Source organism: Streptomyces sp. NPDC002888 (assembly GCF_042888465.1).
Classification (GTDB): Bacteria; Actinomycetota; Actinomycetes; order Streptomycetales; family Streptomycetaceae; genus Streptomyces.
The window spans coordinates 48605-75205 of record NZ_JBIAPU010000035.1 but is presented as its reverse complement, the minus strand read 5'-3'; the positions used below and the strand labels follow the sequence as shown (position 1 = coordinate 75205).

27 protein-coding genes and 4 pseudogenes are annotated in these 26601 nt (G+C 68.6%); 11 read left to right on the top strand and 20 right to left on the bottom strand.

What is annotated here, in order from left to right; genetic code table 11:
- Window positions 1-555: 555 nt before the first annotated feature.
- From ACFYWX_RS40295 to ACFYWX_RS40285, 3 genes and pseudogenes are all read right to left on the bottom strand, one after another.
- Window positions 556-1033, bottom strand: a pseudogene (locus tag ACFYWX_RS40295) (SDR family NAD(P)-dependent oxidoreductase); the annotation flags it as partial.
- A complete protein-coding gene (locus ACFYWX_RS40290) occupies window positions 1027-1239 on the bottom strand; it encodes a zinc-binding dehydrogenase (protein WP_389430134.1) in 213 nt (70 codons plus the stop codon). The pseudogene ACFYWX_RS40295 and the gene ACFYWX_RS40290, both read right to left, overlap by 7 nt.
- A gap of 347 nt (window positions 1240-1586) precedes the next feature.
- Window positions 1587-2189 carry a TetR family transcriptional regulator gene (locus ACFYWX_RS40285; RefSeq protein ID WP_389430069.1) on the bottom strand — a complete coding sequence of 201 codons (603 nt, stop codon included), beginning with the start codon at window positions 2187-2189 and terminating at the stop codon, window positions 1587-1589.
- Between the two features lie 536 nt (window positions 2190-2725).
- On the opposite strand from ACFYWX_RS40285, the pseudogene ACFYWX_RS40280 reads away from it, so the two are divergent.
- From ACFYWX_RS40280 to ACFYWX_RS40265, 4 genes and pseudogenes are all read left to right on the top strand, one after another.
- Window positions 2726-3217: pseudogene (locus ACFYWX_RS40280) on the top strand (alpha/beta fold hydrolase); the annotation flags it as partial.
- 25 nt (window positions 3218-3242) lie between these two features.
- Window positions 3243-3755 carry a family 43 glycosylhydrolase gene (locus tag ACFYWX_RS40275; protein ID WP_389430133.1) on the top strand — a complete coding sequence of 171 codons (513 nt, stop codon included), beginning with the start codon at window positions 3243-3245 and terminating at the stop codon, window positions 3753-3755.
- Window positions 3713-4039: an RICIN domain-containing protein gene (locus tag ACFYWX_RS40270; protein ID WP_389430131.1), complete on the top strand. Its 327-nt coding sequence runs from the start codon at window positions 3713-3715 to the stop codon at window positions 4037-4039. The genes ACFYWX_RS40275 and ACFYWX_RS40270 overlap by 43 nt, the downstream gene beginning before the upstream one ends.
- A 176-nt stretch (window positions 4040-4215) precedes the next feature.
- Entirely contained in the window at window positions 4216-5082 is an 867-nt protein-coding gene (locus ACFYWX_RS40265; protein ID WP_389430067.1) for an alpha/beta fold hydrolase, read from the top strand.
- A 192-nt stretch (window positions 5083-5274) separates the two neighbouring features.
- Here ACFYWX_RS40265 and ACFYWX_RS40260 read toward each other — a convergent pair whose 3' ends face one another.
- Together ACFYWX_RS40260 and ACFYWX_RS40255 are read right to left on the bottom strand one after the other, a co-directional pair.
- Window positions 5275-5847: a TetR/AcrR family transcriptional regulator gene (locus ACFYWX_RS40260; RefSeq protein WP_389430065.1), complete on the bottom strand. Its 573-nt coding sequence runs from the start codon at window positions 5845-5847 to the stop codon at window positions 5275-5277.
- Window positions 5848-5980: 133 nt separating this feature from the next.
- Window positions 5981-6448 carry a winged helix-turn-helix transcriptional regulator gene (locus ACFYWX_RS40255; RefSeq protein WP_389430064.1) on the bottom strand — a complete coding sequence of 156 codons (468 nt, stop codon included), beginning with the start codon at window positions 6446-6448 and terminating at the stop codon, window positions 5981-5983.
- 92 nt (window positions 6449-6540) lie between these two features.
- Here ACFYWX_RS40255 and ACFYWX_RS40250 point away from each other — a divergent pair, with 92 nt between their 5' ends.
- Complete coding sequence (locus ACFYWX_RS40250; RefSeq protein WP_389430063.1) at window positions 6541-7041, top strand: PaaI family thioesterase; 501 nt, start codon at window positions 6541-6543, stop codon at window positions 7039-7041.
- A 199-nt stretch (window positions 7042-7240) separates the two neighbouring features.
- Here the strand turns inward: ACFYWX_RS40250 and ACFYWX_RS40245 are convergent, their stop codons facing one another.
- From ACFYWX_RS40245 to ACFYWX_RS40235, 3 genes are all read right to left on the bottom strand, one after another.
- On the bottom strand, window positions 7241-8308 hold the full coding sequence (locus ACFYWX_RS40245; RefSeq protein WP_389430062.1) for an alkene reductase: 1068 nt from the start codon (window positions 8306-8308) through the stop codon (window positions 7241-7243).
- 238 nt (window positions 8309-8546) lie between these two features.
- On the bottom strand, window positions 8547-8828 hold the full coding sequence (locus ACFYWX_RS40240; protein ID WP_389430061.1) for an ATP-binding protein: 282 nt from the start codon (window positions 8826-8828) through the stop codon (window positions 8547-8549).
- 24 nt (window positions 8829-8852) lie between these two features.
- Window positions 8853-9632, bottom strand: a complete 780-nt coding sequence (locus tag ACFYWX_RS40235; protein ID WP_389430059.1) for a GAF domain-containing protein — start codon at window positions 9630-9632, stop codon at window positions 8853-8855.
- 10 nt (window positions 9633-9642) lie between these two features.
- Between ACFYWX_RS40235 and ACFYWX_RS40230 the strand changes: the two genes are divergently transcribed.
- Window positions 9643-9783, top strand: a complete 141-nt coding sequence (locus ACFYWX_RS40230; protein ID WP_389430058.1) for a hypothetical protein — start codon at window positions 9643-9645, stop codon at window positions 9781-9783.
- Between the two features lie 36 nt (window positions 9784-9819).
- On the opposite strand, the gene ACFYWX_RS40225 is transcribed toward ACFYWX_RS40230, so the two are convergent.
- The 5 genes from ACFYWX_RS40225 to ACFYWX_RS40205 form a co-directional block, all read right to left on the bottom strand.
- Window positions 9820-10032: a hypothetical protein gene (locus ACFYWX_RS40225; RefSeq protein WP_389430057.1), complete on the bottom strand. Its 213-nt coding sequence runs from the start codon at window positions 10030-10032 to the stop codon at window positions 9820-9822.
- Window positions 10033-10126: 94 nt separating this feature from the next.
- Window positions 10127-12016, bottom strand: a complete 1890-nt coding sequence (locus tag ACFYWX_RS40220; RefSeq protein WP_389430056.1) for a propionyl-CoA synthetase — start codon at window positions 12014-12016, stop codon at window positions 10127-10129.
- Between the two features lie 184 nt (window positions 12017-12200).
- Window positions 12201-13112 carry an alpha/beta hydrolase gene (locus tag ACFYWX_RS40215; protein ID WP_389430055.1) on the bottom strand — a complete coding sequence of 304 codons (912 nt, stop codon included), beginning with the start codon at window positions 13110-13112 and terminating at the stop codon, window positions 12201-12203.
- Between the two features lie 766 nt (window positions 13113-13878).
- Window positions 13879-14523: a LysR substrate-binding domain-containing protein gene (locus ACFYWX_RS40210; RefSeq protein WP_389430053.1), complete on the bottom strand. Its 645-nt coding sequence runs from the start codon at window positions 14521-14523 to the stop codon at window positions 13879-13881.
- Window positions 14524-14601: 78 nt separating this feature from the next.
- Window positions 14602-14901 carry a LysR family transcriptional regulator gene (locus tag ACFYWX_RS40205; RefSeq protein ID WP_389430051.1) on the bottom strand — a complete coding sequence of 100 codons (300 nt, stop codon included), beginning with the start codon at window positions 14899-14901 and terminating at the stop codon, window positions 14602-14604.
- On the opposite strand from ACFYWX_RS40205, the gene ACFYWX_RS40200 reads away from it, so the two are divergent.
- Entirely contained in the window at window positions 14875-15462 is a 588-nt protein-coding gene (locus ACFYWX_RS40200) for an iron-containing alcohol dehydrogenase (RefSeq protein ID WP_389430049.1), read from the top strand. The two genes, ACFYWX_RS40205 and ACFYWX_RS40200, sit on opposite strands and share 27 nt — an antisense overlap.
- 60 nt (window positions 15463-15522) lie before the next feature.
- The gene (locus ACFYWX_RS40195) at window positions 15523-16533 is read left to right on the top strand and encodes an enoyl-CoA hydratase/isomerase family protein (RefSeq protein ID WP_389430048.1); all 1011 of its coding nucleotides are present in this window, start codon (window positions 15523-15525) and stop codon (window positions 16531-16533) included.
- Window positions 16534-16617: 84 nt separating this feature from the next.
- On the opposite strand, the gene ACFYWX_RS40190 is transcribed toward ACFYWX_RS40195, so the two are convergent.
- Window positions 16618-17631, bottom strand: coding sequence for an NADP-dependent oxidoreductase (locus tag ACFYWX_RS40190; RefSeq protein ID WP_389430047.1), 1014 nt, complete (start codon window positions 17629-17631; stop codon window positions 16618-16620).
- Between the two features lie 197 nt (window positions 17632-17828).
- Between ACFYWX_RS40190 and ACFYWX_RS40185 the strand changes: the two genes are divergently transcribed.
- On the top strand, window positions 17829-18302 hold the full coding sequence (locus ACFYWX_RS40185) for a winged helix-turn-helix transcriptional regulator (RefSeq protein ID WP_389430129.1): 474 nt from the start codon (window positions 17829-17831) through the stop codon (window positions 18300-18302).
- 35 nt (window positions 18303-18337) lie between these two features.
- Here the strand turns inward: ACFYWX_RS40185 and ACFYWX_RS40180 are convergent, their stop codons facing one another.
- From ACFYWX_RS40180 to ACFYWX_RS40170, 3 genes and pseudogenes are all read right to left on the bottom strand, one after another.
- Window positions 18338-18475: a CGNR zinc finger domain-containing protein gene (locus ACFYWX_RS40180; RefSeq protein ID WP_389430046.1), complete on the bottom strand. Its 138-nt coding sequence runs from the start codon at window positions 18473-18475 to the stop codon at window positions 18338-18340.
- Between the two features lie 532 nt (window positions 18476-19007).
- A pseudogene (locus ACFYWX_RS40175) lies at window positions 19008-19358 on the bottom strand (alpha/beta fold hydrolase); the annotation flags it as partial.
- Window positions 19355-20554, bottom strand: coding sequence for a flavin-containing monooxygenase (locus ACFYWX_RS40170; protein WP_389430127.1), 1200 nt, complete (start codon window positions 20552-20554; stop codon window positions 19355-19357). The gene ACFYWX_RS40170 and the pseudogene ACFYWX_RS40175, both read right to left, overlap by 4 nt.
- Window positions 20555-20585: 31 nt before the next feature.
- Here ACFYWX_RS40170 and ACFYWX_RS40165 point away from each other — a divergent pair.
- A pseudogene (locus ACFYWX_RS40165) lies at window positions 20586-21308 on the top strand (DUF3533 domain-containing protein); the annotation flags it as partial.
- A gap of 236 nt (window positions 21309-21544) precedes the next feature.
- On the top strand, window positions 21545-22114 hold the full coding sequence (locus tag ACFYWX_RS40160; protein ID WP_389430044.1) for a TetR/AcrR family transcriptional regulator: 570 nt from the start codon (window positions 21545-21547) through the stop codon (window positions 22112-22114).
- 576 nt (window positions 22115-22690) lie between these two features.
- Here ACFYWX_RS40160 and ACFYWX_RS40155 read toward each other — a convergent pair.
- Genes ACFYWX_RS40155 through ACFYWX_RS40145 form a run of 3 tightly spaced genes read right to left on the bottom strand, consistent with a single transcriptional unit; the run spans window position 22691 to window position 26597 of the window.
- Window positions 22691-25075: a carbohydrate binding domain-containing protein gene (locus tag ACFYWX_RS40155; protein WP_389430043.1), complete on the bottom strand. Its 2385-nt coding sequence runs from the start codon at window positions 25073-25075 to the stop codon at window positions 22691-22693.
- Window positions 25072-25650 carry a hypothetical protein gene (locus ACFYWX_RS40150; RefSeq protein WP_389430042.1) on the bottom strand — a complete coding sequence of 193 codons (579 nt, stop codon included), beginning with the start codon at window positions 25648-25650 and terminating at the stop codon, window positions 25072-25074. The genes ACFYWX_RS40155 and ACFYWX_RS40150 overlap by 4 nt, the downstream gene beginning before the upstream one ends.
- Complete coding sequence (locus ACFYWX_RS40145) at window positions 25647-26597, bottom strand: glycosyl hydrolase (protein ID WP_389430040.1); 951 nt, start codon at window positions 26595-26597, stop codon at window positions 25647-25649. The genes ACFYWX_RS40150 and ACFYWX_RS40145 overlap by 4 nt, the downstream gene beginning before the upstream one ends.
- Between the last annotated feature and the right edge of the window lie 4 nt (window positions 26598-26601).

Below are 26601 nucleotides of genomic sequence, written 5' to 3'. Positions count from 1 at the left end.
GCGTTGGAAGCCGTCTCTCAACCGATCTTGGAACGTCGGTCGAACAGGTTTTCCGCCGAGTCACCCTGAGCCGCCGGGCCACCTCCCCGACACTGGCCCCAGCCTCGATCAAGTCAGCCGCCGCGAGCCGGACTTGCTCACGCCGAGCCCGCTCCTCGGCCGTCAGCCCACCACCATCGGCATACCTCATCCCTCCGGCATGGCGCGGGCTCACACCAACCGTCACGACCCGACGTAACCCGCACCGTTAAAGATCTCCGGACGGCACCGGCCGCGCCGTTCCCGGTCCGATCGACGACGGCGAAGCCCGCCTCGCCTGCGTCGCCGTCACCCCCCCCACGGCCTCGACACTGGAGGCCTGTCCTGGTTTGAGGATCGCCCTGCCGCCACCCTGCCACTGTCACCGCAGGCAGGAGGCGGCTACACGGAGACCTGGGGCTCTCGGGGCGAGGCCCAATCGCCCGGGACGTGGGGCAAGCGGCACGCAGCTTGCGCCGTCGGAGAAGTCCCAGGAGACTCCCGCGGCCCGCGGTCACGCCTTCGGTGGTGCAGATCTCAGCCGGCGAGCTTGTTGACCTTGCGGATCTGCCCGTCGAAGGCCCCGGCGGGAATGAAGCGGCGCGCCGTGCTGATGCGCCGGGCGCTCCGGCTGGCGCCGTACCGCAGTTGCGGCTTGGAGTCGGTGGCGGCCGCGACGATCGCCTTCGCGACGGTGGCGGGATCGTCGCCGTCCCTGTTGAACGCCGCCGCCACCTGGTCGGCGATGCGCCGCTGCTCCGCGTAGATCTGCATGGGCATGTCGGGCTCGACGGCGTTCGCCTCGAACGAGGTGTTGGTGCCGGCCGGCTGGACGAGAAGGGCCCGGACCCCGTGCTCGCGGATCTCGTGGTCCAGGGACTCGGTGTACCCCTCGATCGGGCGCCGCGTAGGCGGCCATGTAGGGCTGGGGGATGAACCCGAGGATGGACGAGATGTTGATGATGCGTCCGCTTCCCTGTGCGCGCATGTGCGGCAGGACGGCCTTCGTCATGCGCTTTGAGGGCATTTCTCGTTGTCGGGGGCGGTGCCGTTCCGGGGCTGGGGAGGACCTTGATCGCCCGGCAGGGCTGCTCCCCACGTCATCCTGAGGACGACCTTGCCGGCCTTCGCGTGTCCCGCTTCGACGTACTCCAGCGCTTCTCGGGCCGACTCGAATGGGAACACGGTGTCGACGACGGGCCGGATCCTGCGGGCCTCGATGCCAGTTTTTGTGCCATGGGTTTTATGGGGGGCGGAGCTTTTGGCCCCGGCTGCCGACGGAGGGGTGAGTGTCCTCGGTGGCGCGCGCGGGTGGGGCGTGCCGGGTGTAGCGACCGGCCTTTTCCTCGATCGGAGGAAGAGCCTTCCAGAGCTGCCCCGTTCGCCTTTGTGGATGCTGGCCCCTCCCCGCGGGCGGGGAGGGGCAGGACCCGCTAAAGTATGATCATAATGTTATGCGGTGAGTCGGCGGGCCGCAAGTGGGCCTGGTGCTCTCAGGGCTGTCGCGGTGTGATGCCCAGGTGCAGCCGGGGCGGCCTCGGTGCGGACGTGCGCGTACTGCGGGTGCCTCAGGTGGAGGTCCTGGCGCACTCGTGCACGACGTCCAGCAGTGCGAGGGCGTTGTGGATGCCCTGCTCGAGGAGTTCGTCGGCCAGACGCCTGTCGGCGAGGGCGCGGGAGAGCTGCAGCGTCCCGGCCATCATGGCGTAGGCGCTGAGTGCCTTGGTCCGGACCGAAAGCGGATCGTCGGGTGCCAGGCGGGCGGCGATGCCGTCGATGACCATCAGTACGCCGTCGGTGTACGCCTGCTTGGTCGAGTCCGTGCAGCGCCGGATTTCGTCGAGCAGGGCGGCGGAGGGGCAGCCGTCGTCGGAGCTGTCGCGGTGCTGGGCGGACAGGTACCACCGCACGATCTGCTCAAGTCCGGCACGGCCGGGTGCCGCCTGGGCGACGACGTTCGCGTTCTGCGCCTGTAGCTGGTCGGCGACCGCGGTGGCCACGAGGTCGTCCTTCGACGTGAAGTGGGTGTAGAAGGCGCCGTTGGTCAGTCCTGCGTCCTTCATGAGTGCCGAGATGCCTGAGCCGTCGATGCCGTCCCGTTTGAACCGGCGCCCGGCCGCCTCGATGATCCGCTGCCTGGTCGCCTGCTTGTGCTCTGTCCCGTATCGCACCGCACGCCTCCTCGTTCCTCGGAGGGGTCGCTCGCTCTCCGCGGGCTCACTCCCTGTATTGCATTGTGAACGTAATTCAATAATCCCGGGATGTCGGTGACTGTCCGGTCGATGGTGAGGCGCGTGGCCGGCTCGGGGTCGGTGGAGTGCGGTCGGTCGCGAGAACCCGCTTGCGCCCGGCGCCCCCATGCATAATATTACGAGCGTAATCTACTCGTCACCCGGGAGGCACCCCCTTGCGCTTGGCAAGGCGGATCCGGGGTGATCGAAATGAGCCGGAAGACAGGGATGTCACCCGTCGCGGCGGCTGATGCACCTCGAGCGAGCTCGATGCAACCGGGGACGCCTACGTCACCAACGTGGTCGAGCAGGTGATCGGCCCATTCGGGCGGATCCGCGACCTGGTCGACAATGCCGGCTCAGCACATCGGGTGCCGGCGAAGGGAACTCCGTCCCGCCGTACCAGCACGTCTTCGGTGTGCCGCGCGGGCGGCCCGCGAGATGTCGCGAACACCCGTCAACAGGGGAAGGGCATCATGAGCACGTATCTGACAGACAAGGCCGAGAACCTCACCGTGGAGGGCCCCTCCGCGACGTTCACCTACCGGCGGATGGGTCGGCAGGGCGGTGTCCCGCTGGTCCTGCTGAACCGCTTCCGCGGGACCGTCGACTGGTGGGACCCGGAGTTCCTGGACTACCTGGCCGCCGACCACGACGTGATCGTGTTCGACAACGTCGGCGTCGGCTACACCGACGGCGAGCCGCGCGACTCCCTGGAGGGATTCGCCGAGGGTGCCATCGAGTTCATCGACGCACTCGGCTTCGCGCATGCCGACCTGCTCGGCTGGTCCCTGGGTGGCATCGTGGCCCAGCGGGTGGCCGTGCGGCGCCCCGAGCTGGTGCGCAAGCTCATAGTGGCGGGCAGCGGCCCGGCCGGCTGGGTGCCCGACGCTCCGCCCTTCAGCGAGAAGGTCCTGGGCATCATGGCCAAGCCCGATGCCGACCTGAAGGACGTGCTCTACCTGTTCTACCCCGAGACGGAGACGGCCCGCGCTGCCGGCGATCATCCTCAATGGCGGCTACTACTACCTCTTCGGCTCCAAGGGGAACTGCTGCAACGGGGTCAACAGCACCTACTACACCGTGGTCGGCCGGTCCACCAGCATCACGGGGCCGTACCTCGACCAGAACGGCACCGACATGGCCTCCGGCGGCGGGACCAGCGTCCTCACCGGTGCTTACCCGAGGGTGGCCGCGGGCGGTGCGGACGCCTACGACGACGGCTCGTCGAAGTTCCTCGCCTACCACTACTACGACGGGAACAACTCCGGGCAGGAGACCCTCGACATACGCCAGGTCACCTTCTCCGGCGGCTGGCCCGTCCTCGCCGGCCCCCTGGGGGCTGCGAACAACCACCTGCTGAACCGCAACAGCGCCAAGTGCGCGGACGTCTGGTTCCTGAGTACGGCGGACGGCGCGGCCGTGAACGCGGGGAACTGCAACTCCGGGGCCAACAGCAGTGGGTGCCGACGGCCGTCGGCTCCAACTACGAGCTGGTCAACGTAAACAGCGGCAAGTGCCTGCAGATCTCCGGAGCCTCCACCGCCGACGGTGCGGTCGCCGTCCAGTCGACGTGCACCGGAGCCGCACAGCAACTGTGGACGAAGACGACGGTGATCGGCGGCTACGTGACCTTCACCAACGTCAACAGCGGCAAGTGCCTCGAGGTCGCCGGGGGGTCGACCGCCAACGGGGCGGCCTTGGACCAGTCGACCTGCAACACCGGGTACGACGGTCCAGACGGTCGAGCCGTCGGCTTGCCACTCCATGGAATTACAGTCATACTTTAATCGTCGACGTGATGCTGAGGGGCTCGACCGCTCAGGGTTCCGATGCCCACGCCTTTGGCGTCGACCCCGCAGCTGCAGCCGCAGCCGGGAGACGCGGGTAACTGCTCTGTGCCCTCCCCACCTAAAGAGGAGGGGGGCGGCGTCGTCGCAGAAACCCCATTCTGAAAGGCACGGCCGTGAGTGACTCGCAGGAAGTACGAGGCGACGTGGTGACGTCGTACAAGAATGCGCCGACCCGCACCATCGCCGCCGGGGGAGTGACGTTCGCCTACCGCGAGCTCGGTCCCCGCTCCGGCGTCCCGGTGGTTTTTCTCAACCACCTCTACGGAGTCCTCGACAACTGGGACCCCCGGGTCGTCGACGGCATCGCCGCCAAGCACCACGTCATCACTTTCGACAACAGGGGCGTCGGCACTTCCACCGGTTCGACCCCGCGCACCATCCAGGAGATGGCCAAGGATGCCGTCACGTTCATCCGGGCGCTCGGACTGGAGCGCGTCGACATCCACGGCTTCTCGATGGGCGGCATGATCGCCCAGGTGATCGTGCAGACCGACCCGCAGCTCGTCCGCAAGCTGATCCTCAGCGGCACCGGTCCCGCGGGCGGTGAGGGCATCAAGAACGTGACGGTGCTGTCCCATCTCGACACCGTCCGGGCCCTGCTCACCTTCCAGGACCCGAAGCAGTTCCTCTTCTTCACCCGCACCGCGGGCGGGCGCCGGGCCGGCAAGGAGTTCCTGGCCCGCCTGAAGGAGCGCACCGCCGACCGGGACAAGGCCATGTCCCCCATCGCGTACAGCAACCAGCTCAAGGCCATTCACCGCTGGGGCCTGGAGAAGCCCCACGATCTCTCCGTCGTCCACCAGCCCGTGCTCGTCGCGAACGGTGACAGCGACAGGATGGTTCCGTCCAAGAACTCGGCCGACCTGGCACGACGACTGCCGAACGCCGAGTTGGTGATCTACCCCGACGCCGGCCACGGTGGCGTCTTCCAGTTCCACCGGCAGTTCGTGGAGACGGCTCTCGAGTTCCTCGGACGGTAGTGGGCGTGAAGTGCAGTCGTCGCTCGGGCCGAGGACGTTGCCTGAGAGCCGTGACGCCCTTTGGGTGAGCGGCTCGAGGTGCCTGCTCGTCGCTTTCTGAGTCCTTGAGTCCGGCGAAGGGGGGCCCGACGAAAGCACGGGTCTCGCGGAGAAGCCTTCCTGTGAGTCCGCGGGCGGCCGTAGGTCTTCCCCTCACCTCATGAATGCGAGGGCGTTCTCGATTCCCTGCTCAAGGACCTCGTCGGCGAACTTACGGTCGGAGAGGGCGCGGGACAGTTGCAACGTTCCCACCAGCATGGTGTAGAGCCCGATGGCTGTGCCGCGGGCGGACTTGGGATCCTCGGGCTTCAGACGGGCGGCGATCTCATCGAGGATGTTCCGCGCGCCGTCGGTGTAGGCCTGCTTGGTCCCGTCTCCGCAGCGGCCGACCTCGTCGAGCAGGGCGGCGGAAGGGCATCCGAGGCCGGGGTGGTCCCGATGCTCGGGCGAGAGATACTCGCGAATGAGATCCTCGAGTCCCGGGCGGCCGGGCCGCAGGGTGCCGTAACTCGCGACCTGGGTGCGCAGTTCTTCGGCCACGACATGGGCGACGAGGTCGTCCTTGGAGGCGAAGTGGGCGTAGAAGGCTCCGTTGGTGAGCCCTGCGTCCGACATCAGCGTGGAGATGCCCGAGCCGTCGATGCCGTCCTGCTTGAACCGGTGGCCGGCCGTCTCGATGATGCGTTGCCGCGTCACCTGCTTGTGCTCCTTGGCGTAACGCACCACGGGCTTCCTCCATTCGCTCCGTAAGGCCGCTGCCTCGTGCTCAAGACTAATCCATGACCTGACACACGTAATATTACGATCGACAGGTGATTTCGGCCGCTGATCTGTGATCGTACGGACCGGGAGCGATGGCTCAGGTCCGGAGGCGGGCGCCAGGTCCCAGCCGGGCGGTGACTTCCCCGGGAGTGAGGGCGGAGTGCTCCGCGGAGCACTCGACGACGACGCGGACCGGAGCGTCGCAGTCGGTGTGACGGACGTCCAGTACGGGGCCCTCGGGGCCGAGGGTGTACGTCTCGCCCCACTGGCTCAGCGCCATCAGGGCGGGCCACAGGTCCCAGCCCTTGCGGGTCAGGCGGTACTCCTTGCGGGGGCGGCTGCCCGGCTCTTGGTACGGGACGGTCTTGAGGACGCCGGCCGCGGTCAGCTTCCGGAGGCGGTCGCTGAGGACGGCCTCCGACAGGCCGATGTGGCGGTGGAAGTCGTCGAAGCGGCGGACTCCGTTGACGGCGTCACGCAGGATCAGCAACGTCCATTTCTCTCCGACCACGTCGAGCGTGCGCTGGACGGGGCAGTTCTCCATGCTCGCCTCAAGCCACTCCATCCCGCCATCGTAGGGGCCTGGCTTCGTCATTGACAGCCAGATGGGCTCGCGGCTAGCTTCACTTGTAAAAGTCAGATGGGAAGGCGCTGGTCGTGGGACGAACGCGTACGTATCAATGGGAAGATCCCGCGCTCCTGGCGGAAGCCGCCCGACGCATGGCCGGCATCGACTTCCTGCGCGAGCTGCAGGCGGGGCGACTGCCGGGACCGCCCATCAACTACACCGTCGACTTCACCCTGGACGAGGTGGAGCCCGGCAGGGCGGTCTTCTCGCTGACGCCGGGGGAGGAGCACTACAACCCGATCGGCAGCGTGCACGGCGGCATCTTCGCCACCCTGCTCGACTCGGCGGCGGGGTGCGCCGTCCAGTCCACCCTCCCGCAGGGCATGGCGTACACCTCGCTCGACCTGACGGTGAAGTTCCTGCGGCGGATCACCGTGGACACGGGTACGGTGCGCGCCATCGGCACGGTGGTCAACAAGGGCCGTCAAACCGCCCTGGCCCAGGCGCAGTTGATCGACGGGACGGATCGTCTGCTCGCCCACGCCACCAGTAGCTGCATGCTCTTCCCGGTGCCTCCCGCTCAAAGGTGAGCATCGGCGGCGACCGGTGATGTCGGTGCGGCGATGCCGGACTCCCTCGACCTCGGCGCAGAACGCCGGGATGCGGGGTGAAACAGCTGCGGCGCACGGCGGTGGCGGCCCGTAATTCCTCGGGTTGCCGGACCGTCGTGCGCCGCAGCCGTGTCGAGGCGCCCGAAGTCGGTGATTCGCTGGGCGTCGTGGCCCTTGGTCAGGCTGCGTGGGTGGGGTAGTCGGTGTAGCCGGCCGCGCCGCCGCCGTAGAAGGTGTTGGGGTCGGGGGTGTTCAGGGGGGCGCCGGAGCGTACGCGCTCGACGAGGTCGGGGTTGGCGAGGGCCATGGTGCCGACGGTGACGACGTCGGCCAGGCCGTCTTCGACGTCCTTGGCGCGGGTGGCGATGTCGGCACCGCCCCGGTTGAGGATCAGCGTGGTGGGCCACAGCTTGCGGAGGGTGAAGAGGAGTTCCTCGTCGCCGCCGTGGCCGATGTGCAGGTAGGCGAGGTTGAGGGGGGCGAGGGCGCGCAGGAGGTGCGGGTAGAGCTCGTGGGGGTCGCTCTCCGCGAGGTCGTTGATCTGGAAGGGGTTGCCGGGAGAGATCCGGATGCCGGTGCGGCCGGCGCCGATCTCGTCGGCCACGGCCGTGGCGACCTCGACCGCGAAGCGGATTCGGTTGTCGAGGGAGCCCCCGTACTGGTCGGTGCGCTGGTTGGTGCTGGGGAAGAGGAACTGGTTGACCAGGTATCCGTTGGCCCCGTGGATCTCGACGCCGTCCGCGCCGGCCGCGATGGCGGCCGCGGCGGCGCGCCGGAAGTCGTCGACCGTCGCGGCGACCTCTTCCGTGGACAGCTCGCGCGGCACCGGCATTTCCTGGAGCCCGGACGCGGTGAACGTGAGGCCCGCCGGCTTGATCGCGGAGGGGGCCACCGGCTGCCGGTGGTGAGGGGTGTTGTCCGGGTGGGAGATCCGCCCGACGTGCATCAGCTGGATGACGATGCGCCCGTCGGCCTTGTGTACGGCGTCGGTGACCTTGCGCCAGCCGGCGATGTGTTCCTCGGTGTAGATGCCCGGGGTCACCGGGTAGCCCTGGCCGTCGGCGGAGGGCTGGGTGCCCTCGGTGATGATGAGGGCGTGTGAGGCGCGCTGGGCGTAGTACTCGGCGTTCAGCTCGGTCGGTACGCCGTCCGGGGTGGCCCTGCTGCGGGTCAGGGGGGCCATGGCCAGCCGGTGGGGCAGGGCGATCTCTCCGGCGGCGGTCGGGTTCCACAGGGCGTTGAGCATGGGTGATTCCTCAGATGATGGGTGGTGGATCGCAGAGGCGCGGGGGCGGACACCGTGTGAACGGGGTCACCGGGCTCTTCTGCTTCGGGCCCGATGGCGCAGCCCGTGCCCCTGCAGGCCGAGCTGTCGTCGGCGCGTCCAATAGAATTACGACCGTAATATTATGCGGCTTGGGGGGCTGGCGCAAGTGGGGTCCCCGGGGGGTGGGAAGTTTTGCGGCGTATCTCCCGCTTGAACCTCAGGCCATAGCGGATGAGACGTCGGCGAGGCAGGCTGGGAGTGCCTGCTCCGCCCAGATGACCTTGCCCTCGCGGTTGTGTCGAGTGCCCCAGTGTTCGGTGAGCTGGGCGACGAGGAGCAGGCCGCGGCCGCCCTCGTCGAAGACCCGGGCGCGGCGCAGGTGCGGGGCCGTGCTGCTGGCGTCGGAAACTTCGCACGTCAGGGCGGATTGAAGGATCATCCGCAGTTGGATGGGGCTCTTGCCGTAGCGGATGGCGTTCGTCACCAGTTCGCTGACCACGAGCTCGGTGGTGAAGGCCAGTTCTTAGAGCGGTATCACGTCGAACCAGTCGCCTCCCACGCCCGCTCGCGATCCGCTGGGCAGGTAGCGCGATGCCGTCTCGACGGCGGATTTCTCCGGCACGGCTTGTGGCAGCAGGCTGCGTTGGAGGGCGAGTGCGGTGGAACGCTCCTGGGTGTAGCGCCGGGCGTTGTCGATGTTCACCGCTGCTCGGGACGCGATCTCCTGGGCCAACAGCAGTTCGTCGTCGTCGAAGGGATCCGCCGTGTGACCACGAGCGAACTGTGCGACTCCCAGCGGGCTCCCGCGGGCCCACAGCGGGACCAGGAGCATGGAGCGGAGCCCCATGGTGCGTAGGGCGAGCTCGTTGTCCGCTGACATCGCCGGCCAAGTGGGGATGTCATCGGCGGTGATACGGAGCCGGAGGGGCTGTCCGGTGGCCAGTACGCGAGCCGGCTCCGAGCCGTGCGGGTAGGTATGTGTCTGCCCTGTGCCGACTGCCGGGTCCGGACAGCCGTCCGAGACCGCCTGGGCGATGCGGCGGAGCGTCGCAGGACCGTCCACCGGGTATGTCCCCTCCTCCTGGAGGGCGGAGGACAGGAGGTCGACGGTGACGAGGTCGGCGAGGTGGTCGGCACCGACGTCCGCCAGTTCCTGCGGGGTGCGGGTGGTGTCCAAGGTGGTCCCGATCCGTGTCCCGGCCTCGTTGATCACGAGCAGCCGCCGCTGCAGCCAGCGGTCGCGTGCCCTCTGGTAAGCAGCGACAGTCTGTTCCGACGTGCGATCGACGTACTCGAAGGCCATCGCGCTCAGCGTGACCGTCGCCGCGTTGATCAGCTCCTGGGACCCGGCGAACCCGGGCTATTTCCGCATAGAACTGATCAAGCTGACTCGCGTGGGCGAGCCGATTGACGCGGAGGAGCTGACTGATCGGCACCCCGTGCTCAGCGAGTAGGCAAGCGAACTCTATGGCGCCAGGTGGCGTCCTGACCTAGGTCATATCAAGGCCGCGCTCGAGGAAATCCAGACTGGCGGCGACGTGTTCGGACAACCCTACTGGCGCCTGGGCGGCGATGTCCTCGTACTTCCACACCTCGGGAAGCTCGCCGAGCAGGTGCTGCAGCACCACGTCGGCCAATTGATCCGCTCGGGGTGCGAGGCCCCGAGCGAGATCGCTGAGGAAGACATGGGCGTCGATACCCATGATCACAAGGTACGCCCACCCCGGCCGACGGACCGTGCCGCGCGGAGTCCGGTGGCCGCGCTCACCCACCGTCGGCCAGGGCTGGGGCAGCCGATCACGGGGTGTGACCGGCGCGGCGGAGGACAGGGCGCAGGACCTCGATGACGCCGGGGTCGTCCACCGTGGAGGGGATGGGTTCGTCGTGGCCGTCGGCGATGCCGCGCATCGTCTTGCGCAGGATCTTCCCCGAGCGGGTCTTGGGCAGGGCGGCCACGACCGTGACGTCCTTGAGGGAGGCGACGGCGCCGATGCGCTCGCGTACGAGCTGGACGAGTTCGGCCTCGACTTCGCCCGGTTCGCGGTCGATGCCGGCTTTCAGGACGACGAAGCCGCGCGGCACCTGTCCCTTGAGTTCGTCGGCGACGCCGATGACGGCGCATTCGGCGACGTCGGGGTGGGCGGCCAGGGCCTCTTCCATGCTGCCGGTGGACAGCCGGTGTCCGGCGACGTTGATGACGTCGTCGGTGCGGCCCATGACGAAGACGTAGCCGTCGTCGTCGAGGTGGCCGCTGTCGCCGGTGAGGTAGTAGCCGTCGTAGGCGGAGAGGTAGGAGGCGATGTAGCGGTCGTCGTCCTTCCAGAGGGTGGGGAGTGCGCCGGGTGGCAGGGGGAGCTTCACGACGATCGCACCGTCGACGCCCGGGGGCACCGGCTCGCCCGAAGCGTCGAGGACACGGACGTCCCAGCCGGGCAGCGGGCGGGTGGGGGACCCGGGCTTGAGGGGAGCGGCCTCGATGCCCACGGGGTTGGCGACAATGGGCCAGCCGGTCTCGGTCTGCCACCAGTGGTCGATCACCGGGATGCCCAGCAGGGCGCTCGCCCAGTGATAGGTCTCGGGGTCGAGGCGCTCACCGGCCAGGAAGAGATGGCGCAGGCCGGTCAGGTCGTGGTCCGCGGTGAGCGTTCCCTTCGGGTCCTCCTTGCGGATGGCCCGGAAGGCGGTGGGCGCCGTGAACATGGTCTTGACCCGGTGCTCGGCGGCCACCCGCCAGAACTGGCCCGCGTCCGGGGTGCCGACCGGCTTGCCCTCGTACAGGACCGTCGTGGCGCCGGCCAGCAGGGGTGCGTAGACGATGTACGAGTGCCCGACGACCCAGCCGACATCGGAGCCGGTGAACATCGTCTCGCCCGGACCCACGTCGTAGACGGCGTCCATCGACCAGTGCAGGGCCACCGCGTAGCCGCCGCAGTCACGCACGACTCCCTTGGGTTTTCCGGTCGTTCCGGATGTGTAGAGGATGTAGAGGGGGTCCGTGGCGGGGACGGGAACGCACTCGGCCGCGGGCGCGGCGCCGACCAGGTCGCCCCAGTCGAGATCGTCGGGCCCCAACTCCGCACGTTCCTGCGGGCGTTGCAGGATCACGCTCTTCTCCGGCTTGTGGACGGCGAGTTCGATCGCCCGGTCCAGCAGCGGCTTGTACGCGATGACCCGCTTGCCCTCGATCCCGCAGGACGCGGAGACGACGACCTTGGGGGCCGCGTCGTCGATGCGCAGGGCGAGTTCGCGCGGCGCGAATCCGCCGAAGACGACCGAGTGGACCGCGCCGATCCGTGCGCAGGCCAGCATCGCGACGACGGCCTCGGGAACCATCGGCATGTAGATGACGACACGGTCGCCGTGCCCCACGCCGAGCTGCGCGAGCGCTCCGGCGAAGGCCGCCACCTCGTCCCTCAACTGCGTGTAGGTGTAGGTGCGCCGGGTGTCGGTCACGGGTGAGTCGTAGATGAGCGCGCGCTGTTCGCCGCGACCGGCTTCGACGTGCCGGTCGAGCGCGTTGAAACAGACGTTGAGCCGCCCGTCGGGGAACCAGCGGTAGAAGGGTGCGCCCGAGGAGTCCAGGGCGCGTTGCGGAGTGACATCCCAGTCGATGCCCTCTGCCGCCTTCAGCCAGAAGGCCTCCGGGTCCTCGGTGCTGGCGCGGAAGACATCCTCGTACGTTCCCATCGCGCACTCCTTTGTGGCATCAAGGGACGGTGGTGTTGCTGCGTGCGGAACCGTGCCGGACACCAGTACCGCATGTCGGCCGGCATGGTCGAGCAGGATGCCGGAGACCGGGGGGAACGGTCACCGGCATCGCGGTGGTGCGGCGGCCTGGCCTGCAGGCCCCGCCATCAGGCGCAGCTTTCGCTCACGCGCCGAGGTGCGTGCGGAGCCACTGGCCCATCTGGGCGATGGCCTGGTCCACCTCGGGTACGCGCCCCGCGCCCAGGACGAACGAGTGTTGCCCTTGGGGCAGCGAGTGGACCTCGGTGGTGACCTTGAAGTCCGCGAGGCGCCGTCCGAGCTGAGCGCCGTCGTCGGCGAGGGTCTCGTACTCACCGTAGTAGACGATCGTGGGCGGCAGGCCGGTCAGATCGGCCTTCGCGATGCTGATCTCGGGGGCCGTGAAGTCCACGGAGGGATCCTGCAGCCAGGCTCCCCGGAAGAGTTCGAGCGTGCCCCGGCTGAGCATCTTGTCGTTCTCTTCGTTCTCGTCGACCGCCGGGTTCTGGAGAGTGAGGTCGGTCCACGGGGAGACGCTGACGATGGCACCCGGGGTGGCCTCGCCCTTGGCGAGGAGACGCAGCGGCAGCATCACCGCGAGGGTGCCGCCGATCGAGTGGCCGGTGCTGCCGATGTTCTGGGGCTGGTAGCCCTGCGAGAGCAGCCAGCGGTAGGCGGTCTCGGCGTCGTCGAGCTGGGCGGGGTAGGGGTGCTCGGGCGCCAGGCGGAAGTCCACGACGAGGGAGCGGGCGCCGGCCGCCTTCGCGATGTGGCCCGCGGCCTTGCGGTCGGAGTGCATCGAGGCGGTGACGGATCCGCCGAAGTGGAAGTGGAGCAACGCCCGGTCGGGGTCGGCGCCCTCGGGGATGGCCCACAGGGCGGGGACGCCGTTCGCGTCGACTTCGGCGTAGGTGACGCCTTCCGGCTCGGTCGACGCCTTGTGGTTCGAGTCGACGATGTCGCGGATGACGGCCAGGTCGAGGCCGGGCGTCGACGACTTAGCGCTCACGCTCGCGAGGAACTCCGCGAACTCGTGTGCTTCCTTGCTGACTCCCATGATGGCGCTCCTTCTCGGACGGGTGCCGTGCGGGGTTCCCCCGCGGCAGCCGGGTCGATGTGCTGGTCATGACGCTACTGGCTGAGTATAAGAAAGTAAACTCAGATGAGTTGGAATCACCCCCATGGATGCGAGGAGGCCCTTGTGAGGGCATCGGTGTGGCCCTCTCTCGATCCGGGCACGTCGAACCGCCCGATCGCTCGGGCCCTTGAGGTTGGGGGTGAGACGTGGATGCTCCGGATCCTGCGCGAGGTCTGGTACGGCGCGTTTCCGGGAGTGCTTGCGGAGGCTGCGCCTGGTTGGTCTGGATCGAAGGGGCTGCACCGGCCGCCTCGTCGGTTGGGCCGCCCGCAAGCTCGACCATCCCCTTCGGATGGTCGAACGCGGCGACGACACCCCGTGGACCCACCGTGTTCCTCTGCCGTTGGGCCGCCGCTGAGAGCGACGCCCTGGCAGGGAACGCGGCATCGGCTGCTGCGGGTGCACTTGCACCTCCAGGGGCTGCAGGCCGCCCCCGGCGGTACGCGCCGGCGAGGGGGAGACGACGGAGGACACTGCCTCCCGTGCTGACGGCGACACCAGGCCCCCGCCGGTCCACTCGCAAAGCGGTCGGCGACTCAGGACGCCTACCGTTGCGGATCGGCGGCCTGAGACTCGACTGCCTTTCCCGTCAGGATTCGGTATTGCGTGTGACGGAACTCGAGTTCGGAATCTCCGGGCGAGCTGATGCTGCCGAGCCACCCGAGAGCGAACGCCGCAGGCACGGTCATTCCGGGAGCAGTTCGGCGGCCCGTTCGGCGACCTCATGCCGTAGAGCGGTCCAGACGGCGCGTACGGCGGGGTGCGTCACGGCCTCGCGGCGGACGGCCAGGGTGATGGGGAGCCGGATGTCGATCTCGTCGGCGAGTAGTCGGCGCAGTTGCGTCCGCTGGGTCAGGAAGGCCGGCAGGACGCCGATGCCTGCTCCCTGCTGGGTGGCTTCGAGCTGGGCGAAGACGTTCGTCGAGGAGAATGCCGGGGTCATGCCGGGAAGGTGGCGGTCGATGTCGAGGTCGCCTACCTGCAGCATCGACTCGATGTAGAAGATGAGCGGATGCTCGCGCAGCTCGGCCGCCGTCTCGGGGCGGCCGTACCGGGTGAGGTAGTCGTCACAGGCGTAGAGCCCCAGCGTGTAGTCGGTGAGGTGCTCGGTCACCAGACGGCTGCTGGAGGGAGTGCCGATGACGAGAGCGAGATCGAAACCGGACGGGCGCAGGGCGAGCTGCCGTGTCGCGGTGATGAGTTCGACCTGGAGGCGGGGGTGCCGGCGGCGTACCCGTACGAGGGCGGGTGTGGCGAAGGCGGTGCCGAAGCCGTCGGGCGCGGTGACGCGCACCGTGCCGTGCAGGGACGGCGAGTCCTGGCCGGCCACGGTGTCGACGACGCGGTCGATGGCCTCCTCGATCGCGCGTGCGTTCTCCGAGACGGCTCGTCCGATGTCCGTCAGCGTTCATCCCTCCGGGCCGCGCTCGATGAGGCGCAGGCCGAGGCGCTTTTCCAGTGCGGCGATACGGCGTGACACGGTGGTGTGGTCCACGCCCAGTGCGTCGGCGGCTGTCACCAGGCGTCCGGTGCGGGACACCGCGAGCAGGTAGCGCAGATCGTCCGCGCGGAGTTTGCGCGGATCGACGGGGCGAGGGGAGCCGGCCCGGCTGCGGGGCGGGGCTCTCGTCCGGGGAGCGAGGGTGCACGGCCCGACCGTATCTGCATTTGTGCACAGCGGGTGTGCGTCATTGGTGGTTGTTTGCACACGGTGCGGGGTCGCACAGTCGGGGCAGTGGGCGCGAGATGCCCCGCCGTTCTGCTGAAAGGGCCGCCATGGTCGCCAGCCTTTCCCTCCCGCGGATCCTGCACGTCGGCGGCGGTGCCGTCGGTGAACTGGGCGACGTCATTTGCCGGCACCGCCTTCTCCAACTCGAGAGTGGCACTCGTGCACGGCATGAGCCGCCCGATCGGCGCTCACCTCCACGTCGCCCACGGTCTGTCGAACGCCATGCTCTTCCCCGCCGTGACGGCGTTCTCCGTGCCCGCCGCCGAGAGCCGGTACGCCGACTGCGCCCGCGCCCTCGGAGCCGCAACCGACGGCGACGGCGACGCCGTGGCCGCGGGGAAGTTCGTGGAGGCGCTCCGCGCCCTGTGCCAGGATCTTGAGGTGCCCACCCCCAGAGCCCACGGCATCGACAAGGACGAGTGGTTCCGCCTGTCACCCCTCATGGCCGAGCAGGCCCTCGCGTCCGGATCCCCGGCCAACAACCCCGTCGTACCCACCGTGGACGAGATCCAGGATCCCTACGCGCAGATCTACGCCTGACATCCTGTGAGTGAGCAACTGTGATGGCCACGAGAGGCGCGGAGCACGAGATGACGGCCCATGACTGATACCGCTGCAATCGAGGTTCTCGCCGACGTGCACCGCGGCGTCGGCCGCATCCTGCTGAACCGGCCCAAGGCGCTCAACGCCCTGACGACAGGCATGGTCGCCGCCATCGACCGTGTGCTCGCCGCGTGGGAGCACACACCGCTGTCCGCGGTGGTGCTCGCCAGCACCAGCACGAAGGCGTTCTGCGCCGGCGGAGACATCCGTACGATCCGCGAACACAGCCTCGCCGGGGATGCCGAGGCCAGTGAGCGGTTCTTCGCCTCCGAGTACCGGCTCAACGCCCGGATCGCCGAGTATCCCGTGCCAGTCGTGTCGCTCATCGACGGCGTGTGCATGGGCGGCGGTCTCGGTCTGTCCATTCACGGCAGCTTCCGCGTCGTCACCGAGCGCGCGGTGCTGGCGATGCCCGAGACCGGGATCGGGTTCTTCCCGGACGTCGGGGCCAGCTACTTCCTGCCGAGGCTGCCCGGCGCGATCGGCATGTACCTGGGACTGACCGGGCACCAGCTCGACGCGGCCGACGCCCTGTACACGGGGCTGGCCACGCACTTCGTCGCCGCGGACGGGCTCGAAGCGGTCGGGGACGCCCTGGCCGACAGCCCCGACGACCCGGTGGACGTCGTCCTGAACCGCCTCGCCGGCCGTTCCCCGGTGGCGCAGAGCGCGCTGGCGGAGGTACGCGCAGACGTGGACCGGGCGTTCGGCGCGCCGAGCCTCGGCGAGATCGACAAACGCCTGCGCCACCTCGGCACCCCCTGGGCGCAAGTCGCGTCGGCCGCCCTGGAGTCCGCCTCGCCGCAGAGCCTGGAGATCACTCATGCTCTGCTGGCCCAGGGCAGGCAGCGCACGTTGCGCGAGTGCCTGGCCGCCGAACTCGCCCTCACTCGCACGACCATCCGCACGCCGGACTTCCTGGAGGGCGTCCGTGCGGCCCTGGTCGACAAGGACCGCACTCCCCACTGGCAACGTGCGTCGCTCGACGGACGGACACCGCCGGCCTGAGCATGTCCGCCGGTGAGCAGGACATCGCCTCACGCAAGGGGGTGGTGACCGTGCCGGACGCAAGGGTCTGTGGCCGGCACGGGTTCAGCCGTTGTCGGGCACCATCGAGACCACGACCTTGCCGGCCTTGGTGCGGCCCTGCTCGACGTACGCCATCGCCTCGAGCGTCCGGTCGAACGGGAACGTCGTGTCGATGACCGGGCGGAGCTGCCCGCTGTCGTAGAGGGCACCGAGTCTGCGCAGTTGGGAGCCGTTGGCCTGCATGAAGAAGAACTGGTAGCGCACACCCAGCGCCTTGGCCTGCTTGCGGACCTTGCGGCTGAGGGTGTTCATGACCACCTTGAACAGCGAGGGAGCGCCGAGCTGCTTGGCGAACCCGGCGTCGGGCGGGCCGACGACACCGATGGCCAGGCCGCCCGGCTTCAGCACTGTCAGTGACTTCTCCAGGTTCGCCCCGCCCAGGGAGTCCAGCACCAGGTCATAGCCGGACAGCACCGTGGAGAAGTCTTCCTTGGTGTAGTCGACGACGACGTCGGCGCCGAGGCTCCTGACCAGTTTTTCGGTGTCGGTGTCCGTCGTCGTCGCCACCGTGGCGCCGAGGTGCTTGGCGAGCTGGATGACCGTCGACCCGAGGCCACCGGCACCGGCGTGGACGAGCACCTTCTGGCCCGGCTTCACATGGTCACGGTCGACGAGGATCTGCCAGGCGGCCAGCGCCACCAGCGGCACCGCGGCTGCCTCCTCGAGGGTGAGCGAGGCCGGCTTGGGCGCGACGTCGTCCACGTCGATCGCGACGAACTCCGCGAAGCCTCCGATCCGCAGGTCGCGGGGACGGGCGTAGACCTCGTCGCCGACCTTGAAGCTGTGTACGGCGGAGCCGACCCGCGTCACGACACCGGCCACGTCATGGCCGAGCACGAACGGGAGCTTGTACTTCAGGAGCTGCTTGAACTCCCCGTTGCGGACCATCTTGTCCAGCGGGTTGATGCTGGCGGCGCTCACTTTGACCAGGACGTCACGGTCCCCGACGGTGGGCTCGGGTACCTCTGCGGCGCGCACGCCGTCCTTGCCGTACTTCTCGACGACGAATGCCTTCATGCCGGCCGCCCTTTCTGCGTGGGTGTCTCGGTGGTCGATGTGATTCTTGGGGCAGGTCCCCTGCGCGCCCGCTTCTCGTGTGCGGCCGGGTGGATCTGCTGGCCACGACGCTACTGACTGAGTATAGGAAAGTAAACTCAGGAGAGGTTAGAATCACCCTCATGGATGCGAGGACCGAAACTCTTCAGGACGCCGGTATGGACGCCCGTCTCGACCGGGACATGTCGAACTGCTCTATCGCCCGGACTCTTGAGGTCGTGGGGGAGAAGTGGACGATCCTGATCCTGCGCGAGGTCTGGTACGGCTCGTCCCGTTTCAGTGACTTCGAACGCGTCCTCGGCTGTCCTCGCAACCTTCTCGCGGCGCGGCTGAAGATGCTCGTCGAGGAGGGGATCCTGGCCACCGAGACCTACAAGGAGCCGGGCTCGCGGAGTCGGCCGAAGTACGTGATCACGCCCATGGGCATGGATCTGGTCCCGGCTGTGATGGGGCTCCTGCAGTGGGGTGACCGCTACCGCGCCGACCCCGAGGGCCCGGCCATGCTCACGCGGCACCGTGGATGCGGCGCGCACGTCGACGCCCAGATCCTCTGCGAACGGGGCCACGCCGTGCAGGCGGTGGACATCGAGAGCGTCCCCGGCCCCGCCTTTCGCATGAGGCCCGCCGAGTGAGCTGAGCGCGGTCGCGCCAGGAGCGGGTGGGGGGCTCAGTCTGCCGGGGTGCGCTCACTCCGTCCGGCCCGGGCCTGGTGCAGGCGGGCCTTCGTGCGGTTGCCGCAGCGGGACATGGAGCACCAGCGGCGGTTGCGGGCGGGGGAGCGGTCCACGAAGCGCAGGGCGCACATGTCCGCGCCGCAGACGCGCACGCGCCGGATCTCGGCGGACAGGAGCAGATCGACGGCGTCCTGGGCGATCAGCGCCAGGGCGGCTGCGGCATCGGTGGCGATGCCCGTGGTGCCGGCAGGCTCCAGACGCCCGTCCGTGACGGCTATCTGCAGGGCGGGCCGGGGGCCCTTTGCTGCCGCCCGGTTGAGCACGATGACATCGCCGGACGCGGGCAGCCGCCGCGGTGTCGGTGACGGCCGGGTGGGTCAGCAGCAGGGCCTCGAGTTCGGCGGGCGGGACCTGGTAGCCCTTGTACTTGATCAGTTCCTTGAGCCGGTCGACGATGGACACCCGGCCGGCGTGGTCGACCTGGGCGAGGTCGCCGGTGTGCAGGAACCCGTCGGAGTCGATCGTGGCCGCGGTCGCCTCCTCATTGCCGAGATTGCCGGTCATCACGTTCGGTCCCCTGACCCACAACTCGCCCGGCTCGCTCAGACCTTGTGTGGGGTAGGCGACCTCCTTGCCGGTGGCGGGATCGACGATCTTGTTGGTGGTGTTGGCTTCCGGGTCGAGGACGAGCAACTGCTGCGCGACCGCGCCACCGAGCGAGTTGCCGAGCACCTGCAGCGGCCGCTGCTCGCCGAGGGCGTCGAGAGTCTCGATCACCCCACGTGCCAGCACCTCCAGTGTGGTGGCCTCGGGGGAGCGGGCGGAGAACCCGAAGCCCGGGAGGTCGAGGGCGATCAACCGGTGTCCCTGGGCAAGGCGTGGGTACTGCGGGGCCCAGTCCTCGAGACTGCGGCCGATGCCGTGCAACAGCAGCACGGGCGGATCGGCCGGGTCACCCTCGACACGGACTCGGGTGCGTCGACCGTTGACGGAGATGAAGGCGGGCGTGCTCATGCCGCTGCTTCCTCAGGCGTCGCCGTCGCGCCCGGTGCCGCGGCCGAGCCCACCACGGTGCCGGTGAACTTCAGAGCGGGGTCCTCCGCCGGGCCGCCCAGTCGGGCACGGTCGAGCGCGTAGTCCTGGCTCACTGTCCACGGGGCGTGGGAGCCCTGCTGCGGGAACAGGTGCATGGCACGGTTGATGTACGCCGTGTCCATGTCGAGGAAAGGCCGTCCGGTGAGCGTCGGGTCATCGGCGACCGGGGTGACGGTCGCGTAGCCGTGGCGGTCCATGTGGGCGAGCAGCCGGCACAGGTGGTCGGAGACCAGATCGACCTTGAGCGTCCACGCGTTGGTGGTGTAACCGAGCGCGAACGCGAAGTTGGGCACGCCACTGACCATCATGGACTTGTAGATGAAGTGGTCGTGGAGATCGACGGCCTGCCCGTCGACGTGCAGCGCGATCCCGCCGAACGGCAGCATGTTCAGCCCCGTGGCCGTGACGATGATGTCGGCGTCGAGCTCGGTACCCGACTCGAGCAGGATCCCGCCTCCGGTGAACCGCACGATGCGATCGGTGACCACGGATGCCGCACCGCTGGAGATGGCCTTGAACATGTCGGAGTCCGGGACCACGCACAACCGCTGGTCCCATGGGTTGTAGCGGGGGTTGAAGTGGGTGTCGACCGCGTAACCCGCGGGAAGCGCACCGGCGTTGAACTTGCGGATCAGACGGCGCATCTGCCTCGGGTAGCGCCGGCTGAGAGCCAGGATCAGGCGCTGGCGGTTGATGTTGATCCGTCGTGAGACCCGCCACGCGACCGTCTCCGGCAGCAGCCGGCGCAGGGTGTTGGCGATCGGGTCCTGGCGCGGCACGGGCAGCACGTACGACGGTGAGCGCTGCAGCATCGTGACGTGACCCGCCTTCTCGGCCATCGACGGCAGGAGCGTCACGGCGGTCGCGCCGCTGCCGATGACGACGACCTTCTTGCCGGTGTAGTCGAGATCCTCCGGCCACTGCTGCGGGTGGACGATCGGGCCGCGGAAGTCCTCGCGCCCCTCGAAATGGGGGGTGTATCCGCCGGCGTAGTCGTAGTAGCCGGCGGCGGAGAACAGCACGCCGCAGGTGACGTCGAACTGCTCGCCGTCGCCGGTGCGCTCGAGTGTGACGGTCCAGCGCGCCTTGTCGGACGAGAAGTCCGCGCGGAGCACTTTGTGCCCGAGGTGCAGGTGCCGGTCGAGGCCGTCGTCGGACACGGTCGAGGACGGTCATCCGCTCGACGCGCACAGTGGCCTGGGCATGACGGCGTTCTACTACGCGCTCGCCCTCGTGGTCGTCGGCATGCTCTCCGCCAACGTGATCAGCGGCCAGGTCGACCACGCCCTCGGCTACACCCACAACGACATGGGCCCGCTGCGCCTGCACCGCCCGCTGGTCCGGGCCACCCGCATACAGACCCTCGCCATCAGCAGCACCCTCATGACCGGCCTGTCCCTGCTGATGGGCACCCTGGTCATGGTCGGCGCGGTCGGCATCATGGGCATGGACGCCTCTCACCTGCAGCTGCTGTGGCTGTTCTCGGTGTGCGCCATCGCGGTCTCCGGGATCGGCGCGCTCACCCTCCTCGCCGTGTTCGGCACACCCGGCATGCTGGTGGTCACGCTGGTCTTCATCGGGATGGCGGTGCCGACGGCCGGGGCCACCACCCCGATCGAGGCGCTGCCCGGCTTCTTCCGCTTCCTCGCGGGGTTCGAGCCGCTGCGGCAGATCACCGGCGGCATCCGCTCGATCCTCTACTTCGACGTGCAGGGCGACGCGGGTCTGACCCGGGGCTGGGTGATGATGGCCGCCGGACTCGTGGTGGTCGTGCTGTTCGGTTTCGGCGTGCTGGGGTGGTACGACCGCAAGGGACTGCACCGCATCCCGGTCGAGACGGAGCCCGAGAAGAACGCCGCCCCGGTGTAGCAAATCCGCTCCCGCATCACTTGGGACGGGGCCGTTGTGCGGAGTGGCCCCGTGTGTGTCGCCCCCGTGGGGACGGAGGGCGTGCAACACCATCAGGGCTCGGCGACGGTCTTTCCCCCGAGACCGTCGCCGAGCCTCTGGGCGGACGCCAGGTGCCCGCACGGCGCCGGGCGGCTCCCGGCACCCATGGAAACCGATCGGTTTCTATTTCGTCCGATTCGAGCTAACCTCGCGATATGACCACCGAAGTGAAGCCAAGTTCCAGAGAGCGACTGCTGGAGGCAGCGGCCACGCTCACCTACCGAGACGGTGTCAACGTCGGCGTCGAGGCCCTGTGCAAGGCGGCGGGAGTGTCGAAGCGCTCCATGTACCAGCTGTTCGAGAGCAAGGACGACCTGCTGGCGGCAAGCCTGAAGGAGCGCACTGCCTCCTTCGCGGCCGCTCTCCTGCCCCCGGCGGACGACGGCCGCTCCCCCCGCGAACGGATCCTGTACGTCTTCGAGCAACTGGAGTCGCAGGCGGGCGCGCCCGACTTCCGAGGCTGCCCGTACCTGGCTGTGCAGATCGAGCTGAAGGACCAGAGTCACTCCGCGAGCCAAGTGGCACACCGGATCAAGGCGAAACTGACGGCCTTTTTCCGTGCCGAGGCAGAACAGGGCGGCGCGAGCGACCCCGACCTGCTGGCCCGGCAGCTCATCCTGGTCTTCGACGGCGCCAGCGCCCGCGCGGGGATCGGAGCCGACACCATCACGGGACTCATCGCCCCCACAGTGGTCACCCTGCTCGACACGGCAGGCGTGCGCTGACGCCTCGTCCTACCCGTGTTTCCCGGATCCTCGTCCGGCCCGCCCGGACGACCTCGCCGATCAGGTCGTCGGCCTGTGTCTCGGCGGCCGCCACGGCGGCACATCCCTGCATCTGCATTTGCATCAGAAGCGTTTCGGGGCGTGTCGAGACTACCCGCGTGTGAGCGTTCGCCATTGCCCGAAGGGCTGGCGCTCCCCTCTCCATCCCGTTGGCCGCCCTCTCGAAGCAGGCGCGTGTCTTCCGCGCTCCGCGCCAGTGCGGCGGCGAAGATCGCCCTTCGAGTGATCCTGTTGCTGCCGTCCGGTGAGGTGGCGGTCATGGCGGCGTCGGCCGCGGGCCTCTGTCGAACCCACGAGGCCCAGCCGAGGCGGCCCCCACCGATACCGCCGCCGTCTTGAGGATTCCACGCCGGGGATCAGTACAGCTCTCCCTGGAGTGAGTCGCGTGCGAGGACTGGCGTGGGGGAGCAGGCGGAGAGCGTGGGCCCCCGACACGGACTCGGTCCGTGTTCAGCCGGGCACGCCCACGCTCACCTGTTGGCCCTGGACGGCCTCACCTGCCGTCGGCGGAGTCGATCACTGCTCGGTCAGGGTGACCTCGTCGCAGTAGCCGTCGCCCGTTCCGGAGACGAGGTGACAGTAGATGCGGGCGGTCGTCACACCTGCCCCCGTCGTGAAGGTCGTCGACTGCTTGGAGTAGGTGCTTGACGTGGTCGAGGCACTTGTGACGGCGGAACCGTTGTAGAGCTTGGCCTCCAGTGCCGTCGTGGTGCCGGCGGTCTGACTCGCGATCGCGCCGCTCAGCCGGTAGGTGGTGTTCGGCTTGAGGGTGTAGACGAGTTGCCACAGGGCGCCACCGCTCAGGGAGGAGTTCGTCAGTGCGGCGGCGTTGCCGTTGGACGACGTACCCGTGAGCGAGAAGTCACCGTTGCGCCAGGGCACGGTGTGGCCGGACTCGAAGTTGCCGTTGATCACGTGGTTCTTGACGGGGGTGACGGCGAGATCGTCGCAGTAACCGTTCCCGCTGCCGGAGCTCTTGTAGCAGTACAGGCGCACGGTGCTGTTGGTCGCTCCGGTGGTGAAGTCGGCGGAGACGAAGGTCCACCCGGTGCCCGAGGCGCTCGCCGTCGTTTCGAGGCCGCCGGTGTTCTTGACACCGACGTTCATGACCTCACCGGCGACGGCGGACTTCACCCAGCCCGAGACCCGGTACGTCGTGCGGGGCGCGACGGGGACGTACTGCTCGACGGAGGCCGGCGAGGGCCCGATCCGGGCCGCGTAGGTGCCGCTGTGGGCGCCCGAGTTCACCACCGAAGCGGAGTTCCACGCGCTCCAGGCCGTCAGCGATCCCTTCTCGAAGCCGAAGTTCTCGTTCGCGAGGCAGGTCGCGTCGGACGGCGTGCTGAACTGGTCGGCGCCGATGTCGGGTGCGCAGACCGCGGGAACGGTTGATCCCCAGTAGTCCTTGCCGCCGTTGTCGGGGATGACGACTCCCGCACCGATGGCCGGGGACGAGGCGGTGAGCTGGTAGCCCGCGACGCTGCCGATGCCCGTGCCGCCGCTGCCGGGCGAGGCCAGCAGGGGATCGGCGGTGATGTTGCCGTTGCCGGTCGGCTCACTGGCCGGGTGGTTGCCGTAGAAGAGGTTGTTCCGCCAGGCGAAGTTCGAGGCCGGCTGACCGGTGGTGTAGATGTAGCCGCCGCTGCCCAGGTTGTAGATGAGGTTGTTGGCGAGCGTGAGGTCGTTCCAGGCGCCGGAGACCTCGAAGACGTTCGCGGTCGATCCCGAGGGGATGTAGATGGTGTTGTTGTAGAACTGGGAGTCCTGCGAGCCGAGCATGTTGACGACCCGGAGACGGTCGTCCTCGCTGACGTTGTAGCGGACCGCGGCGTTGCTGCTGAGGCGTGACCCTCCGCCGCAGCCGCAGAAGAGGATGAACCCGCCCTCGTTGTCGTGGCTGTAGTTGTACTGGACGATCGTGCCGTCCTGCCCATAGTCGACATCGAAGCCCTGGCCGTCGGGGTTCCCGGTGTTCTTCTTGGTCCCGTACGCCTCGTTGTACTGGATCACGGTCCCGTCGGAGTCCCAGGCCCAGATGCCCGCGTTCGCCGCGTTGCTGGCCTTCGCCGCGTTGTAGACGACGTTGTGCTCGATGAGGGCGTCCTTCGACATCTGCACCACGATGCCGTCGCCGTCGGTGTCATGAACGGTGTTGTTCCTGACTACGACGCCGGTCCACGGGGTCCAGGCGGGGTTGTTGCAGCCGATGGACGGCCGGCACAGCCATGTGCTCGACATGTTGATGCCGCTGCGGGCGATGTCGGCGACGGTGTTGCCGTCGATGACGACATCGTTGAAGGCGCTGGGCGTCGTGGTCCCGAGAACGGCGAAGAGTACGCCGGCGCTGCCGTCGACTTCCTTCGAGTTGTTGCCGTTCACGTCATGGATGTTGAGGTTGCTGATCTTGTAGTGGTTGCCGGTGCCGTAGTTCTCGAGCACCACGTAGACACCGCGCCGCGCGTTCGCGCCCTTCACCGCGCCGGTGTTCGTCACCTCCAGGTTGGAGATCTCCCAGTACTCCTGGTTGTACAGGTAGATCGCGTCCGTGCCGCCGCCTCCGGCAATGACCGGCAGGGCGCCCGTGCCGTAGGCGTCGATGGAGATCGACCCGCCTGCCGCGCTGCCCGAGCCCAGCGGGTGCAGGGTGCCGGTGCAGGTCGTCCCTCTCTTCAGCAGCAGTTGGTCCCCCGGCGCGAAGGTCTTCGCGTTCGGGCCGGCCAGCGAGTTCCAGGGCGAGCCGGAGGTACCGGTCCCGTCGGCAGCCGCCGAGCAGTCCACGTAGTAGGAGGTGCCCGCCGCCTGGGCTTGCACCGCCGGCGTGAGCACTACCGCGGCGCAGGCGACCAGCATGGTGACGACCAGGCCTGCGACGAACCGTCTTATGTCAGTGACATGTCTCATGGTGCTTCTCCCCGCACAACATTGTCGGGATGGGTGGTTGGGCTCGCCGTTCGCTTGCGGAGCGCGGCGACGATCGCCTGCGTCGGAGCGGGCTGGTTCGCCCAATCGGCGGCCACGTGTCCGTCGGCGCCGATCAGGAGTGTGTGGAGCTGTCCGTCCTTGGACAGCCGGGTGCCGACGGAGGGCGAGTCCGCGGCGACCACGAGGTCGGGCGGGATGGACCAGTTCGCCGCGAAGTTCTTGAGTGCGCCGTCGGTCGTGTGGCCGTCGGAGTCGGTGATGAGGACCCGGACGTCGGGGTACTGCAGCGCCACGCTCTTGAGCGACGGGATCTGGCTCCGTGCGTGCGCGGCGCCGACGTCTCCCTGGTCGTCGACGGGGAGTGCGGCTATGAGGGTCGGGCCGGAGACGGCGATCCGGTTCCCGTCGAGCAGGGTCACCCCGGAGCCGGCCGGTGGTTCCTCGGCTTGGCATGAGGTGACGAGGAGGAGCGCGGGGACGAGCAGGAGCGCGGTGAGGAACGGGATCATCGCCGTGCGACGGGCCCCCTTCGTCGCTCGTCGGATGCCGGTCACCGGACCGGCCCTTCGAGAGGAAGGACGGGGGCCTCAAGGGCTTCGTCGCGGTCGCACACGAGCGTGTCTCCGCTCACCCGCAGTCGGGCGACCTGGATCGAACTCCGGCGGTCGTTGTCGCCGTGGTGTGCGGCGCCGTCGCCGGACTGCCCCGGATGCGTGAAGTAGAAGACATAGGCGCCGAGTTCACTGACGACGACATCGGCGTGGTAGCCGTATCCCCCGTCGTCCGGGCCCTGCCCGGGACGGTCGAGGAGGAGTCCTCGCGGTTCCCACGTCTCCAGGTCACGCGAGTGAAGAACCCGCTGTCCCTGCCATTCGTCGACGAGCATCCAGTAGTTGCCGCCGAGCTCGAAGACGTTCGGGCCCTCGTGCTCCGAGCACTCGACGGCGGGCCCCCGGACGGTCCACCGCGCCAGGTCGTCGCTGTCGGCCGCGTAGGTGTGTGCGTGATCGGCCTCGTCCTTGTACCACATGCGGTAGCCGCCGGTGGGCAGCCGTAGGACGCAGGCGTCGATCACCCTCTCGGACGAGAGCGACAAGGTGGAACGGTAGGTCCACGTGAAGAGGTCGTGGCTCGTGTAGTGACGGATCACGCGCGCGTGGCCCGCCCACCGGGTCGGAACACCGCGGATCACACTGACGTACATGTGGTACTCGGTACCGTCGTCGACGATCTCGGGCGCCCAGTAGGTGTGGCGCCCGGGCTCGATGTCCAGCCCTTCGGCGATTCCCTGGTACAGCCAGGTGGCGCCGCCGTCCGCGGAGGACGCGATCCCGATGTCGGTCCCGTGGACCCAGCTCACGTCGTTCATCGGCGGCGCGTCGGCGCGCCGGCTCGTGTAGAACATCCACCACTCGCCGGCGTGCCGGTTGAACACAAGAGTGGGGTCGGTCGCGCCGTCGTGAACGGGGTCGCGGAACAGGGGGCGGGCAATGGCTGTCATCGGT

Coding starts and splice junctions, on each gene's coding strand:
- ACFYWX_RS40255 (WP_389430064.1), bottom strand. CDS start 6,448: ATGGAGTGGCTTGAGGCGAGCATGGAGAACTGCCCCGTCCAGCGCACG.
- ACFYWX_RS40245 (WP_389430062.1), bottom strand. CDS start 8,308: ATGCTCAACGCCCTGTGGAACCCGACCGCCGCCGGAGAGATCGCCCTG.
- ACFYWX_RS40235 (WP_389430059.1), bottom strand. CDS start 9,632: ATGGCCTTCGAGTACGTCGATCGCACGTCGGAACAGACTGTCGCTGCT.
- ACFYWX_RS40225 (WP_389430057.1), bottom strand. CDS start 10,032: ATGGGTATCGACGCCCATGTCTTCCTCAGCGATCTCGCTCGGGGCCTC.
- ACFYWX_RS40220 (WP_389430056.1), bottom strand. CDS start 12,016: ATGGGAACGTACGAGGATGTCTTCCGCGCCAGCACCGAGGACCCGGAG.
- ACFYWX_RS40215 (WP_389430055.1), bottom strand. CDS start 13,112: ATGGGAGTCAGCAAGGAAGCACACGAGTTCGCGGAGTTCCTCGCGAGC.
- ACFYWX_RS40195 (WP_389430048.1), top strand. CDS start 15,523: ATGACTGATACCGCTGCAATCGAGGTTCTCGCCGACGTGCACCGCGGC.
- ACFYWX_RS40190 (WP_389430047.1), bottom strand. CDS start 17,631: ATGAAGGCATTCGTCGTCGAGAAGTACGGCAAGGACGGCGTGCGCGCC.
- ACFYWX_RS40185 (WP_389430129.1), top strand. CDS start 17,829: ATGGACGCCCGTCTCGACCGGGACATGTCGAACTGCTCTATCGCCCGG.
- ACFYWX_RS40180 (WP_389430046.1), bottom strand. CDS start 18,475: ATGTGCGCCCTGCGCTTCGTGGACCGCTCCCCCGCCCGCAACCGCCGC.
- ACFYWX_RS40160 (WP_389430044.1), top strand. CDS start 21,545: ATGACCACCGAAGTGAAGCCAAGTTCCAGAGAGCGACTGCTGGAGGCA.
- ACFYWX_RS40155 (WP_389430043.1), bottom strand. CDS start 25,075: ATGAGACATGTCACTGACATAAGACGGTTCGTCGCAGGCCTGGTCGTC.
- ACFYWX_RS40145 (WP_389430040.1), bottom strand. CDS start 26,597: ATGACAGCCATTGCCCGCCCCCTGTTCCGCGACCCCGTTCACGACGGC.